The organism is Endozoicomonas sp. ALE010 (assembly GCF_049310165.1).
Classification (GTDB): domain Bacteria; phylum Pseudomonadota; class Gammaproteobacteria; order Pseudomonadales; family Endozoicomonadaceae; genus Endozoicomonas.
In genome coordinates this window covers 1-15,027 of record NZ_JBLYNV010000012.1, presented here as the reverse complement: position 1 = coordinate 15,027, position 15,027 = coordinate 1, and the positions used below count along the sequence as shown (strand labels likewise).

Genomic DNA, 15,027 nt, shown 5'->3' with positions numbered 1-15,027 from the left:
TTCGATACAAGAATTCAATAACAACAAAAACCTGAAACCGACTACTGAGGGCAGTAGTGGCAAGAAGGAGCAGGAGACCTTAGCAACATGCAAAAAAATCACCGTGCTTCCAGGCAGATGGAACGGCCTGTTGGAATCAGAAAATCAACTTATCTACTCACACTGGCTATTCTGGGCACCATGCCCGGTGTCAGTCAGGCCGTCAGCTGGACCACAGAAAATGATGTCAATATCTCGCTGGATACTCAGGTGAAATACAGCACCATGTGGCGAGTAGAAGACAGGGATGATGACAACCTCAATATCAATACCAATGACGGTAATTATAATTTTGATACCGGGTTAGTCTCGAACATCTTCAGCATTACCTCAGACCTGGAAGTGAGCAAAGATGATTACGGTCTGTTTTTGCGGGCCAACGCCTGGTATGACAGCCAACTGAAAGATAAAGACCCGACCGGAGATGGCAATATTTATTCCAACTCCGGCAGCGAAACCAAATTTTCTGATGACCTTAAAGACTCTGCCTCAGGAGCAAGACTTCTTGATGCCTATGCCTATCGGGATGGTTATGTTGCGGACCAACCGCTGTCCTTCCGACTGGGCCGTCAGGTGATTAACTGGGGTGAAGCCCTCTTCTTTACCAGCGGTATAAACTCTGCCAACCCTTACGATATTGCCGGGCTGCGCCTTCCGGGGGCAGAACTGCGTAACCATACATTGCCGGTGAATATGGCGTATGTGCAGGCGGGAATTACCGACAATCTCAGTATGGAAGCGTTTTATAAGTTTGAATGGGAATCTCATGAGTTGATACCCAATGGGGCTTATATGAGTACGGAGGATCTGTTTGGTGATGGGTCTTTGGGGGTTATTGAAGATTTTAGGAATTCACTTCCGGTACCGGCTGATATTTCAATCCCAGGCTTGAATGGCACTGATCGGATTTTACCTATTGCCAGACAGGGGCAGAAAATCGATGCTTCAGATGATGGTCAGTTTGGTCTTGCGCTGCGTTATGAATTTTCTGGAGTCGAAGCTTCGTTATTCTTTATGAACTATCACAGTCGTGCTCCTTATGCTGCTCTTGAAACTGGAGATCAGGCTGGTTGTTCCTCTCAGGCACCGGGTTTTCTTTCAGCAGGAAGCCCGATTACAGGCCAATATGCAGCGTTGTGTCAAGCTGGCATAACTGGGTCAAACTCAACGTTAACAGCTCTTGCAGATGGACTGTATTACCTCAATAACACCTACTATGACCTTGCATACCCTGAAGATATCCGTCTCTACGGCTTAAGCCTGTCCGGTAATATTGGTGAAACCAGTATTGGAATGGAAGTCACCTACCGGCCTAACATGCCGTTTTCTACCAATCGGGAAGAATTTGCAACCTTAGCCAGCAATGCTATTTTGGCAGGTAGAGGATCAGTGGGTACTATAGACTTGGGTGCCGCAGGAATCGTTGCCTCAGGTACAAAAACCAACCTTTACCAGCGTGACGAGCTATACACCTGGACGGTCAACGCCACCCACAATTTCGGACCAAACCTTGGTGCCGATGATGTCAACCTTATCTCAGAGGTTTCCGGTAAAATCATACCCGGCAGCATTACCGATGTGCCCAACTTTTCCAACTTAAGCAAAAACTCTTATGAGTACACACTGGTTCTGAGCGGCTCATACGACAACGTGCTGCCCGGGTTGGACTTATCCCCATCATTGACCCTCAATGATAAACTCCACGGAGACGATCAGGGGGCCATAAGCTACAGCGCCAGGGTTGCTGCAGACTACGGCAGCAATATCTCTGCCGAACTGAGCTATAACGCCTGGAACAGCCAAAGCGACCAGAGAGACCGGGACAATGTCGCCTTTAGCGTGGCGTACTCCTTTTAATCACCAGAAAAATAAAAGGCTTCGTTTTGGCAATCCGAACGAAGCCATTTTAAAAAAATAACAAAAATAATGAGGTGAACAGATGAAAACAAGACCCTTATTTTCAACGCTGGCCATAGCGGTCGGCATTACCTTTTCAAGTTTGTCGCTGGCAGCCGTTGATAACATGGAAGCCAGGCGATTAACCAGCGAACTCACCCCTTTTGGTGCAGAAAGAGCGGGCAATGAAGAGGGCACTATTCCAGCCTGGACCGGCAAACTGGTTTCTGTTGACAATGGTTACGACCCGGAAAGAGTGACACGCGTCGACCCATTCGCGGATGAAAAACCCCTGTTCGAAATCACGGCAGAAAATTATAAGGAGCATCAGGATAAGCTAAGTACTGGTATTATCGCCATGCTCGAAGCCTATCCAGATACATTCCGTATTCCGGTATATAAAACACACCGGACGTTTACAGCACCGGAGCGCATCGTAAACAATACGCTGAATAACGCCACCAGCGCCCAGCTGGCCAACGACGGTAATGGTTTTAGTGGCGCTATTGCCGGAATACCTTTCCCTATCCCGCAAAATGCCAATGAAATTATCTGGAATCATATTACCCGGTGGCAGGGCATTAACGTGGAAGGCGTGAATGAAGCGGCACTGGTTCAGCCTTCCGGACAAGTGAAGCGTGAGGTCTCCAAGTATGACGCCTACTTCAAGTATTATGATCCAAACGTAACAGCCGAGGAGCTGGACAACACGCTGTTTTTCTATCTCAGGGAGCAGATTACACCGGTACGTGATGCTGGTGAGCTGACACTGGTTAAAGAGACCGTTGATCAATTGGCAGAGCCCAGAAAAGCCTGGATTTATCTGCCAGGGCAGCGCCGGGTGAAGAAAGCGCCCACCACCGCTTATGACACACCTACCGGCTTTATACTCACCGATGAAGTCGATCTTTATAACGGTTCCCCGGACCGCTTTGACTGGCAGATCGTGGGCAAGCAGGAAATGTATATTCCCTATAATAGCTATGCGCTTGCCAGTAAAGACCTTTCGAGTGAGACGCTGCTGACTCCTCACCACCTGAATCCTGACTATACCCGTTGGGAACTGCATCGTGTCTGGGTGATAGAGGGCAACCTGAAAGAAGGTAACCGACATATATACAGCAAGCGCCGTATGTATCTGGATGAAGACAGCTGGGCGGGTGCCATTATGGAAGCCTATGATAGCCGGGGAGGATTATGGAAAGTAAATACAGCTCACCTGAAAATGGCTTATGAGATCCCCTCCATGATGTCATCGCCTACTGTCTATCATGACCTTGCTAATGCCACTTATTCCGTATCCAATATGGAAAATGGCGATGTCGGCATGCGTAATATACTGGCAGAGCAGAAGCCACTTTCCTTCTGGAAATCAGCCAACCTGCGTCGACTGGGCAAACGTTAAACTCACTGATAACCTCATCATTTCGATGAGTTTGATGTGTACAATCTCCGTGCACCCTGAGCGTCCTTCGGCTCCGCTCAGGGTGCACGGACGAAGGGTGATGGGCACAGTCTTTATTCAGGGTATGGTGTGTACGCCCTTCGACTCCGCTCAGGACGAACGGAATTTGGGCGTCATTGATAGAGGGACCCCATCAAATACATTGAAACCGTGTACCAGTGCAGCAAAGCCCTGTTGAACTTGTTCCCACGGATGAGATGTATAACATGATTATCTAACTCAGTAAGACAAGCTTGCCTTCAGGCACGCGAATGATTGCAGACTGTCGGCAGACGGCCACCAGTTTGCCGGTACTGTCCCACATCTCCCCCTCAGAACGCCATCCGCTAACATACGACTGCTGAATTTAGTGGCAATATAGCCGGGCGCAGGCTTTGCCAGACAACTCTATTTTATTACGGCCTGTATTCATTAAGCTTCCAGTTGTAACGATAACTGATCCGCCCTCTGTAGTTTTCCAATTGATGCTTTAAGTCACCGCTGGCAAATGACTTTATCTCGTTCAATACCCCATCTTTATCAATAAAGTCATCTTCATACCAATCAAAAATACTGGACAGCACCAGGCGACCATTGACCAGGGTTGCGCCTTTTTTCTGATTAATAAAGCGTCGGGCGGCTGCCTCCAGCTGTTGATCAATCCTTTTTCCCCGAAACGCATCAGGCAATAAATCAGGGCAGCCAATGCTGGCGCAGTTCAGTGCATAGTGAATCCGGGGATTGTTCCAGATGGGGCGGAGAATTCGATGCTCAATATCGTGCAGGGAGATAGTCTGACCAGCAATCATGATAAGTTCATCTCGCCAGGGCCCCATACGGAACCATCCCTTACCCAACTTGGTAATGGACTTGACCGGGTAGTAATCAAGGATCAGGTCAACGGTTAATGCGTTATACAGGTTGATCCAATAAGCCAACTGCTCGGTACGATTCAGCTTTCTGGGGTCCAGCCCGGCAAGACTGTTCAGATAAGCATCCAGACTGCCTTTTTCAGTTTTGGTAACACGCCCATACTCAACCATATACATTCCGGTTGATTCAGAGAGTATTACGTAGCGATCCAGAAAGTTCTGCCATTGTGAGTGATCAACCACCTGCTCACTACTCTGGTCAGCCTTATCCCAGTATGACCAGAGATCCGGGGATGGAACCGCCTGGACCGCAATACTGAACAATAAGAGCAAAGCTGAAACGACGTATCTGGCCATACATGGCACCTTTTTTTAGCGTTATTTCAGAGCCATCCTTTGGTGAAGCGCCTGATTAAGATCGGCAAAGAAACGGGCTACTTCAGCTCATTCAATCGCCAGTCATACTGGTACTGAATCGTACCGGTATATTTTTTCAGCCGCCGGGCATTTGCCTGAGAAGCAAACTGGCGCAGATGCAAAACAACCCCCGCCTGATCAACAAAGTCCTGTTCATACCATTCATAGATACGCGACAGCGTCAGTTTGCCTTCCACCCAGCTCATGCCTTTTTCCTGCCGGATAAAGCGCCTGGCAAGTTCATCCAGCATTGGCTCAGTATTGTCTGCGGTAAACACCGTTGGGGACAAATCCGGGCAACCGATGCTGGCACAGTTCACCGCATAATGAATACGGCTATCGTCCCATAGTGGTCTGAGAATCCGGTGCTCAATATCATTCAACGTCAGGTTTTGCCCCGCTACCTGGGTGATATCCATATCCCATGGGCCAAACTGGTACCATGGGCCAATCCTGGTAATGGATTTAACCGGATAGTGTTCCAGCACCAGATCAACCGTTAACGCGTTATAAACGTTGATCCAGTACGCTTTTTGCTCCGCCAAAGAGTATGTCCTTGGGTCCAGGGAGACCATATCCCTCAGGTATTTATCAAGCTTGTCCCGATCTTCCTGACTGACCAACCCATATCGAAAACGATTGCCACCCGGGCGAAGTGCCAGATAGGTATCCAGTATCTCCTGCCAGAGATGGTGATTGATCACCGCAGAAGACTCTGGATTGCTTTTGTCCCAAAATGCCCAGTAGGTGCTGGCAGGCGCTGCCATCACCAGGCCCGGAAGGATGAGCAGCAAGGCACCGAGAGACAATGCCTTTACTGCTCGCTTCCATAGATTGGCAAAGCAAAAACGGAGCGAGGCAGAATTGCTGAATGATACGGTCACGGGAATTCCTTCTTTTAATTATTTAGCCTTGATTATTTAAATCATACCGCAGCAATTGATTGCTGTTGATCATGGAAAGCAGTTCTTCAATATATTCTTCACCCCGGATGGAATATGCCCGCAAACCATGGGCCAGATCAGCGCCTGTGACTGGCTCCTGACTGACTCTTTTCTGCTCCCGCAGCTGTCGCAAAGCCCTGTATTGATGATTGGTGTTCAGGTTGTGCATATAAGCACGGACCGACGCCGCAACATCCTTAAACTTCTGAACTTCGTAGCTCTCTCCTGCCGGGCGAGCCCCGGGTACAATGCCGCATCCCGGTCGGAAACACCACTGACCAAAGAAGTTGTTACCCTGTCGGGCAAATCGTGAAGTCCCCCACGCGGTTTCATTGGCCGACTGAGCCAGGGCAAGAGAAGCAGGGATCATATCGACAGACGCCAGCAACCTGGCAAAAAACGGTTCATCAAAAGCTGACACATCACCAATACGGTACTTTTTACCCATATCAGCCAGCCACAATTGATCGTTCTCCGTCAGCTCTGACTGGGAAGATAACGCCATAATCCGAAGACGGTTTTGTAAAATCGTATCATTCTCTTCTTGCACCATCGGCAATAAGAAGCCAAAGAAAGCACTTTTCTTGGCCTTGACATCAACCATGCTGCTGAAATCCGGTATGGTCACAACCGGCAACGCTTCTGTCTTTTCAACCGCCACCGGTTCCGGTATTTCAGGCCCTGACGCAAACTTACCCTGCCAGTGAATCACCAAAGACAGCACAATTAACGCCAGAAAAACACCCAACATAATTTTATCAATCTTATTGAGCATGAGTACCTCAGTAAAACATCTTGATTAGCAACAGAATAAAGGCTGATGGCCAAAAAAGGCAGAAAATCCACTAAAAAACGTTCAGTTTCTTTACAAACCGGGCGAAACATGACAACACTTGAGGAGCGGCTTAACGCGGTTCTGCGATGGAAAACCTCTGCAGAGAGCCAATAATAATAACAAAGGTTAAGCGCCGGTCAGTATCAGTATCCACCACTTCAGTGGAAGAAGCGGCCTGATATCCTGCCGAACACACGGAGGCACTGTTATGATCCTAAGCCATTTCTGGGGCTTGCTTACTGAGCCCGACAACGAATGGGTCAGCATTCGCAAGAACCCGCCCGGACTGATCCAGCTCTACCTTGGCCAAATCATCTGGCTGGCAGCCCTGCCCGCCATCTGCACTTACATTGGTACTACGATGTCTGGCTGGAGCCTTCCCGGCAGCACCAATGTGGTAAGACTCACACCTGAGAGTGCCCTGTGGATGTCCATCCTTGCCTGGATGGCGATGGTCTGTGGCGTTGCGGTCATGAGTTGGTTTATCCACTGGATGAGCGGTAACTTCAACAGCGACCCGTCATTGGCAGACTGTACAGCCTTTACATGCTATACCGCCTATCCTCTGTTTCTCATTGGTATCTGCGGTCTCTATCCATCCCTGTGGCTGGCTATTATTGCCGGTACTGTGGCGGTATCTGCCACGGCCTACCTGCTGTACAGCGGTCTCCATATTTTTATGAAGATTCCTCAGGAACAGGGCTTTATCTATGCCAGCTCGGTTCTCTGTATTGGCCTGGTGGTTCTGGTTGCCATCATGATCACCACCGTGATTTTCTGGGGTATGGGCATTGGGCCTGAGTATGTGCAGAGTTATTAGTCCCAATCTTAATGATTAATTATCCTTAAATGATTCCAACATTTAGAACTCGCTCTCCGTTCACCCTGAGCGGAGTCGAAGGGTCCCGGGCACGACCTATCATGCTTGGGAGTTTACGCCCTTCGACAGCCTCAGGACGAACGGAGTTTGGAGGCTCCAAAATGTGAAATTATTCAAGGACTATTCCCAAGGCCGTTTTACACGGCTTTTTTTGTGCCTTACGGATTTTACAATCCTGAGCAATCCACTATGATTTGCGGGCAAACTCAGGGAGCAGACAAACCATTGCCGAACGACCTTCACCAAATTGAACAGCGGATTATTGAGCTTTATCAGGAAGCGGAACGCTTTTTTCAACAACCGTTTAAAAAACCTTATATTCGACTGGATCTCACCGGGGAGACAGCGGGTCAGGCGTGGATTGAAAAACATCAACTGCGCTTCAATAAAGTGCTGCTTCAGGAAAACCGTGAGCACTTTATCCAACAAACCGTCGCCCACGAGGTGGCCCACCTGCTGGCCTATGAACTGTTTGGCCGAAACATCCGGGCCCATGGCAGAGAGTGGCAGGGGATCATGACCAGGGTATTCAGACTTCCTGCCGATCGTTGTCACCGGTACGACACCGGAAGAAGCAGCCGGAAGCAGTGGCTGTATCGATGCCACTGTCAGGGCAAGACGATTCACCTGAGCACCATACGACACAACCGCTCACAACGGGGAACGGTCTATCTGTGCACCGCCTGTAAAGGGCCATTAACATTCCTCGGTAACGCCCTGGCTGCCCCCCAAAACTGCTAATAAGTCATCGCCGTATTTCTCCAGCTTGAATTGCCCTATTCCGGTGATTCTCGACAATTCAAGATGGGATTGAGGACGAGCCTTTATCAGCTCCATCAGGGTCTTGTCGTTCAGGATGACATAAGCGGGGACATTCTGTTCCTCAGCATGGCTACGGCGCCATTGGCGCAAAGCCTCCCACAATTGCTGATCATGGGCTTCCACCACAACACGACCAACTTCCCGGTATTCCTGCTCATACTTCCGGGAAGGCTCATATCGATCACGGCGTAACTGAATACGCTCATCACCTTTTAACAGTGAACGGCAACGCTCATTCAATTTAAGGGCTCCGTGACTGTCATGATCCACATTCACATACCCTCTGGCCACCAGCTGACGATAGACCGACCGCCAGCTGCTCTGATCCAGCTCGGTGCCGATACCGAAGGTGCTAAGCCGGTTATGACCAAAACGGCGGGTTTTATCAGTGCTTTTCCCCAGCAGAATATCCACAAGATGAGCTACCCCAAAGCTCTGCCCACTGCGGTAAATACAGGACAACGCCTTGCGGGTAACTTCGGTCCCATCCCATATTTCCGGTGGCTCAAGACACAAGTCACAATAGCCGCAGGGTTTATCCAGAGGCTCATCAAAGTAATTCAACAACACCTGTCGTCGACATCCGGTCACCTCACAAAGCGCCAGCATGGCATCCAGCTTTTGCTGCTCTATCTGTTGAATATGCACACTGGCACTGGAGCGGGCCTGCAGCTGTTTGAGCAGCACCACATCCTGTAAACCATAAACCATCCAGGCGGTAGCAGGCAGGCCATCCCGCCCCGCACGCCCGGTCTCCTGATAATAGGCTTCAATGCTTCTTGGCAGGTCGAGGTGGGCAACAAACCGCACATCCGGTTTATCAATCCCCATACCAAAGGCAATGGTCGCGACAATAATGATCCCTTCTTCGACGATAAACCTGTGCTGGTTTGCCCGCCGTTCTTCCGGTGAAAGCCCGGCATGGTAGGGCAGCGCCTTTCGCCCTGACTGCGTCAACCACTGGGCAGTCTGCTCCACTTTCTTACGGGAAAGACAATAAACAATTCCGGAATCTTCGGGATGCTCTTTATTAAGAAAGTTCAGTAGCTGTTGCTTACCCTGCTTCTTCTGGCTGATCCGGTAGAAAATATTGGGTCGGTTAAAGCTGTCGATAAATACCCGGGCTGCTCCAAGTCCCAGTCGTTCACGGATTTCCTGGCGGGTTCTCTGATCGGCCGTCGCTGTCAGGGCAATTCTGGGAACCCTGGGAAACCGTGTTTGCAAACAGGAGAGCTGCAGGTATTCCGGCCGGAAATCGTGCCCCCACTGAGAGACACAGTGAGCCTCATCAATGGCAAACAAAGCCACCTGAATCTGATCCAGCAGCCGCTGCATCGACTCAGTCAGCAGTCTTTCCGGCGCTACATACAATAAATCCAGATCACCGATCAGCAGTTCCCGTTCAACCTGAAGCCGGTCTTCCGGCAGCATGGCGGAGTGCAGACAGTCGGCACGAATACCCAGCTCCCGAAGACTGTTAATCTGGTCATCCATCAAGGCAATCAAAGGAGAAACGACAACTGCCGTACCACCTCTTAATAATGCGGGGATCTGGTAACAGAGCGATTTCCCTCCCCCTGTAGGCATCAATACCAGGGCATCACGGCCAGCAACGATTTCATTAATTACCTCTTGCTGGAATCCTCGAAAGGACTGGTAACCAAATGTATTTTTTAAAATATCCAGAGCAGGATCAGGCATTGAACAGAATCGCATCTGATAAAAGGGCAAGTATACGGATACTCGCCAGCATCTTCATCAAATCCTGATAGGTTCCAACAAATCAGACTATCGCCATATGTCGCCCATCTGTTTCAATACATAACTTTAAATCTCTGGATAAGTTATTGACAAATTCATCATTCTCATGGGGATTATTGTGCACCTCTATAGCGGTCAAATAATGACCAACCCATGAAGCCTTACACATCACCTTTAGTCTGTTCATGTTCTCATAAAGAAGAATGCTGACCAGCTTCTGGCCTGCGGTTGAGAATCGGTTAAAGTACGGCACCAGTTCACGAGCTGGCTTGTGTTTTAATGGGGAACACCCTCGATAACTGGCAACAATTGAAAAGCTGCCCGCCTTGGCTTTTCCCAGTTTGAGAAGATACTCGGCACATACGCTATTGGACAATGATTTTGCCGCCATTAATTCCTGACGAATGTCATTCAACGCTTTCACCCAAGCCACTACGCTTGATGTATTTTCCTGACTTTTATAAATGGCAACGGCGAGCTCTAAAAATTCACTCCCATTAGCCTGTATACTTAATTCTGGAAATACCTGACCGGCATAATCCTGGTAATTGAAATTTAAATATTTATCTAGATACTCTTGAAACTGAGCATTCCATAAACACCTGCATTCAGCTAGAACCGCTTGTTTAAGAGCACTCAAATAAGGAACACCATAATTCTTCAGCGTATCAATATGATCCTCAAGCCAAAAATCAAAAAACTGTTTTTTTCCTGAAGGATACCAGCGCAGTAAATTTGAGCATCGCACCACAATCTCTTCCATGTCAGCATGACTACCATCAGAATGGATACCTCTTATTATTAAACTTTCATTATAATCGGACACCCAGTTAAATTTACTCAACTGCCACCGCACATCATACTTACTCAAAGTAGTATCACATAAAAACACCTTATTATCTTTTAACAAAAAACCTTTTTTAAAATAGGTTTTTCTGTTTTTTGGCTTTTCTGACATAGAAGATAATAAGCTATCTTCACTGTTACAACGCCTCAACCCGCCATCATTCAGTGCCCGGGCAGCAAGCATTCCTCCGGCATTCCCGGCTATCGCTTCGATGTCCAGGAGTAGACGCTTTGAAGCTGTTGGCTTGATTTGTCTCTCTACCTGTCGTGCCACCTTACCATGAAAGTTCAGATTTATTTTTGCTTCATTCAGGCGCCAATGACCACTTTTACTCAAAGAACCAAGACTGATCATCACAGAAAAAGAACAAGGTAATTTCAGTCTTTTTGCCTTACCATCTGCACTGATATACTCATTGTAAGTCACTGTTGATGTCAAAACACACCGCCAGTCGTTTAGTTCCAAAGTATGAGTGCAGCTTGAAGATCCTGAGCAACTCATTTTCACCCCCATTTCAGAGAAGTACGCATATAGCTGATTCAACAAGCCTTGCCCAAGAAGAATTTTCAAGGAATCCGACAGTTCAGGACCCTGACCCTCAAGATATGAAGCCAACATCCTCTCAACCTCGTGATTACTGACAGATTCATCTGCAAGATTCAAACTGCACTTGTAGTCTTTAGTGTTGAACTTGTGTGGTTGAGCACCATTCGTACCTTCTTTAATAATGGTTAAATCAACCCTGCCTGCGTCATTCTGATACGATTCTTCATATTTCCTTAATCTTACTTTTTCGGTTCCCCCATTTGCCAGATAAGCCGCACAATCCCGGATGGCATCGTTATCACAAATCTTACGTGCCATTTCATGGGGAAGTGTCTCCTCAACATCGTTGAGCTTGCAGGAGAAGGTTACCGGAAAAAAAAACGCAGAAAAGCAATCTTTTGCTTTTGCCGACTGGCTTGGGATCCCTCTCATCACATCCAGTGCAGACCCGAATTCAGTACTACCCATAGGAGACCTTGCACTGGTCGACGCTGCCCCATGACCAACTCTTGGCCGGGATATCCTGCCACGTATTTCTGAACTGACTTTTCCGGCAAGTTGCTTATCACAATGCACAACATCACGTCGATTTTTAGCATACACCGGTTCCTCAGCAGGCCTTTGACGCATTAACATCGACCTCAAAGACTTAAATGGCCCTACTGATTTGCCATCCTTCATGCGCCCTTCTCTGACAGGCTTATCCCTTTTATCATCAGATCGCAAGCTATATGTTTTGCAAGGTCTACCTACAGGCTTCGGATTATCCATGCTCAATCTCCAAAGATTCGCCATACATATGAACGACATTTGATGTTTTTTGTTATACGTCCAACCCTTATCAGAGACTGTTTGGACGGCTTATGGGCTGATCACTCCACTCAATCAGACGTTAACAACCAACATTTAGTTCTATAAAAAGAAAAAAACAGTGATGCTCATTATCAGGTAACCCATCATGATAAAGGCTTCACCGGACAGACTTTTATCTCCACCAAAGCCAGAGTAAAATCCCCCCCTCAAACTTTCAGGATACCCTCTATGTCCAATACCCGTGCTTCTGTGGAGGCGCTGTTACAGCCTTTTACGGAACAAAATGAAGGAACTCTTGACTACCATGGTCTCCACGGTTTCCTGACAGCCCTGACCATCTGCCCGATAGACCTGACCGAGCAGGTACGGAACGAGAGTATTTTTGATGGTAAGGTAGAGCTTCCAGCAGCCATTGCCAATGAGTTGAATGAACTTATTGCCAGAATGCAAACGACCATCGACCGGGGATTTAACGACGAAGATGAGGGTTTTTCCCTCTCCTGCGAATCCGAAGAGCTGGAAGACCACGACGATGAAGCCCTTGCCAACTGGTGCATCGGTTTTATGGTGGCTCACTTCCTCGATGAAGACATCTGGTTCGGGACCAATGAACAGGAGGTCTGTGAACTCCTGCTGCCGATCATGCTGGCCTCAGGCCTGTTTGATGATGAACAGGAGTTTCAGGATATTCGCAGGGACAGTAAGCTCACAGAAGATATGTGCAGCCAGATTCCTGAAGTGTTGATGGAGCTTTACCTGATCTTCAACGCACCGGAAGAGAAAAAGCCTCACCCATCTGGAAAACGACGTTCATAGTTTAGTTTGACTGGCAACCAGCGATGCTTCTGGTTGCCCCTGGCTACTTCAACTATCACACATTTTACTTTTAAGAAAAGCAGCCTGGTCTTCAGAAAGGCCTGAGTGTCCGGGAAGTTTACTATGGTACCACGATAAATGGCTTTCTTTTGCCGCAGCATTGGCAAACATTTCGTACATCCGGGATCCCTTGCGAATCGTATGATCGTTTTCCCGTGAGAGAATGATTGTGTTCACCTTTTGGTATTCCACCAACTGTTTCATGGGGGTGGCTGCATCAATGTGAGCACCGAACAACCAACCCAGGGTATCGGCAAATTCGGGTAATTGTGGAATGACGACTCTTGAAGTGGTGCTGTAGGAGTCATGGTTAACCAGTGTAAGGCGTTTTTTGGTCCGTATTGCCTCATCTTCACCCAGATTACTGAGATAGCGTTCCAGAGCAACTGTGGCAACGCCGCCACCCAATGAACTTCCCATCAGTGTGATGTTGTCAATACCGGGTTGGTTCAGTGCCGTGTGCAAGACTGCCATGGCATCCTTGATTACGGTTTCGCCGGTGGCCGCAGGAGCATAGCGTAAAAGTCCTGCCCTTTTGTTGATTCCGGTGCCCGTGTAATCGTAAAGAAGAACTGGACAGCCCAGAATCTGCTGAATATTGCCCGGTGTTTCTGTGGGTTTGCCATCTGGCAGTCCATGGGATGTGCTGGCAAGCCTGTCTTTGTCAAAGAAGTTTGAGATGGTTGTACCATTCATATTGTTAAAAATGATCAGGTCTGACAATGGTGTGGACTGTCGCTCTGCGGGGTAGCAAATGACTCCGCAAAGGGTTGTGGCGTCATGGGAGAGGGTAATTTTTTCTGTCCTGAAACCGTCCTCATGGGTGGCGTTACAGGCAGAATCTATAATCGCCTGACTCTTGGCGGGGAAGTGGGCTTTAGCGGAAAACAGGTAGCAGTATTGTGCTGAAACAAGGCGGCAGCCCAACAGTTTGGATAGGCCAAGCCGGTTTTCAATCATCCATCCGGCAACTGATGTGCATTGGGATATCCCATAACTGGACAATGATGGGGAGGTCGGTTCAGCAAGTGTCAGGTGTCCACTTAAGAGGGAAGTACTCACTAAATGTGATGCCACAGGGCGGTTGCCAAAGTGTGCATTCGTGATGGGTTGTTTTTCTGGCATCTGCCAGCTTGCGGGAAATGAGGGACTCATTGTTTTACTGGTGGATTGTGCGACGGTATTCATCTGGTGCCTGATATATTGTAAGCAGGTACTCGTTAGCCTTCGTATACTTCCGACCATATAATCAGTAATTAGTTCCATCCCTTGCTAGGCATAAGACTGACGACATCCCCATGATTTGATAGAGGCAAATATTTAAAACCAAACGTCCACCTACTTATTAGTGATTTTTTTCGGGCGACTGGATGATTTGTTATGGATGTATCGTAGTACAGATGTTGGTATTTCCAACCTCAGTGATGGGTAGTGAGGGGCCTGATGGCAGTTTGTTACAGGCAGGGTGGGCTCAGTACTGTTGGAGCGAAGAAAACGATTTCATCTGGATGCAGTGTAACCGCCAAAATAACCCACGTCCTACCCCGCTGAGATTTGATCGTGGATCATAAAGCCTCTGATTGCATGGAGGCTCCGATGACCACCCCAGAAACCACTAAAGAACAATGGCTGCAACGGATCGAAGCCTGGCACGACCCCGGGCTTAGCCAAAAAGCCTGGTGCCGACAAAACGGCGTCAGACCATCACAGCCTGGTTATTGGAAAAAGAAACTGTGTGAAGGCACCTCAAGAATAAGCCGATCCGGCGGGGTTGGCTATTACGCTGGTTAAATTCGCGTTTACGTTCTATTGTTGTCATCCCCAGACGATTCTCCAACTGCAAACAGGTAATCCCCGAAGAAGCCATGCAGTCACCTTCCTCCTCAGTAACCGCAGACACGGCATCCCCGTTAACATCCACTGAAGCCGGAAGGCACCGGCCAGCAAACAGCCGAAAACAAGAAAGAAAGCGATCCATGTCAGGTTACCAGGTGGAACAGACAACAACGGGCACTGGAACATTGCCACCGCATCA

General features: G+C 48.3%; 12 protein-coding genes. 6 read left to right on the top strand and 6 right to left on the bottom strand.

Features of this window, described 5'->3' with window-relative positions; genetic code table 11:
• Positions 1 to 87 precede the first annotated feature (87 nt).
• Together ACO6UY_RS07360 and ACO6UY_RS07355 are read left to right on the top strand one after the other, a co-directional pair.
• A complete protein-coding gene (locus ACO6UY_RS07360; RefSeq protein WP_422450851.1) occupies positions 88 to 1,896 on the top strand; it encodes a DUF1302 domain-containing protein in 1,809 nt (602 codons plus the stop codon).
• An 82-nt stretch (positions 1,897 to 1,978) separates the two neighbouring features.
• Entirely contained in the window at positions 1,979 to 3,340 is a 1,362-nt protein-coding gene (locus ACO6UY_RS07355; protein ID WP_422450850.1) for a DUF1329 domain-containing protein, read from the top strand.
• A gap of 455 nt (positions 3,341 to 3,795) precedes the next feature.
• Here the strand turns inward: ACO6UY_RS07355 and ACO6UY_RS07350 are convergent, their stop codons facing one another.
• From ACO6UY_RS07350 to ACO6UY_RS07340, 3 genes are all read right to left on the bottom strand, one after another.
• The gene (locus ACO6UY_RS07350; RefSeq protein ID WP_422450848.1) at positions 3,796 to 4,608 is read right to left on the bottom strand and encodes a DUF547 domain-containing protein; all 813 of its coding nucleotides are present in this window, start codon (positions 4,606 to 4,608) and stop codon (positions 3,796 to 3,798) included.
• Between the two features lie 77 nt (positions 4,609 to 4,685).
• Entirely contained in the window at positions 4,686 to 5,552 is an 867-nt protein-coding gene (locus ACO6UY_RS07345; protein ID WP_422450847.1) for a DUF547 domain-containing protein, read from the bottom strand.
• 22 nt (positions 5,553 to 5,574) lie between these two features.
• Entirely contained in the window at positions 5,575 to 6,387 is an 813-nt protein-coding gene (locus tag ACO6UY_RS07340; protein WP_422450845.1) for a glucosaminidase domain-containing protein, read from the bottom strand.
• A 268-nt stretch (positions 6,388 to 6,655) separates the two neighbouring features.
• Here ACO6UY_RS07340 and ACO6UY_RS07335 point away from each other — a divergent pair, with 268 nt between their 5' ends.
• Positions 6,656 to 7,267, top strand: coding sequence for a Yip1 family protein (locus ACO6UY_RS07335; protein WP_422450843.1), 612 nt, complete (start codon positions 6,656 to 6,658; stop codon positions 7,265 to 7,267).
• A 249-nt stretch (positions 7,268 to 7,516) separates the two neighbouring features.
• A complete protein-coding gene (locus ACO6UY_RS07330; RefSeq protein ID WP_422450842.1) occupies positions 7,517 to 8,068 on the top strand; it encodes a SprT family zinc-dependent metalloprotease in 552 nt (183 codons plus the stop codon).
• Here the strand turns inward: ACO6UY_RS07330 and recQ are convergent.
• On the bottom strand, positions 8,024 to 9,850 hold the full coding sequence (gene recQ, locus ACO6UY_RS07325) for a DNA helicase RecQ (RefSeq protein ID WP_422450840.1): 1,827 nt from the start codon (positions 9,848 to 9,850) through the stop codon (positions 8,024 to 8,026). The two genes, ACO6UY_RS07330 and recQ, sit on opposite strands and share 45 nt — an antisense overlap.
• Positions 9,851 to 9,932: 82 nt before the next feature.
• Positions 9,933 to 12,074, bottom strand: a complete 2,142-nt coding sequence (locus ACO6UY_RS07320; RefSeq protein WP_422450839.1) for a hypothetical protein — start codon at positions 12,072 to 12,074, stop codon at positions 9,933 to 9,935.
• Positions 12,075 to 12,344: 270 nt separating this feature from the next.
• Here ACO6UY_RS07320 and ACO6UY_RS07315 point away from each other — a divergent pair, with 270 nt between their 5' ends.
• A complete protein-coding gene (locus ACO6UY_RS07315; protein WP_422461145.1) occupies positions 12,345 to 12,932 on the top strand; it encodes a YecA family protein in 588 nt (195 codons plus the stop codon).
• A 48-nt stretch (positions 12,933 to 12,980) separates the two neighbouring features.
• Here ACO6UY_RS07315 and ACO6UY_RS07310 read toward each other — a convergent pair whose 3' ends face one another.
• Entirely contained in the window at positions 12,981 to 14,180 is a 1,200-nt protein-coding gene (locus tag ACO6UY_RS07310) for an alpha/beta hydrolase family protein (RefSeq protein ID WP_422450835.1), read from the bottom strand.
• 408 nt (positions 14,181 to 14,588) lie between these two features.
• Between ACO6UY_RS07310 and tnpA the strand changes: the two genes are divergently transcribed.
• A complete protein-coding gene (gene tnpA / locus ACO6UY_RS07305) occupies positions 14,589 to 14,783 on the top strand; it encodes an IS66 family insertion sequence element accessory protein TnpA (RefSeq protein ID WP_422461143.1) in 195 nt (64 codons plus the stop codon).
• Positions 14,784 to 15,027: the final 244 nt, after the last annotated feature.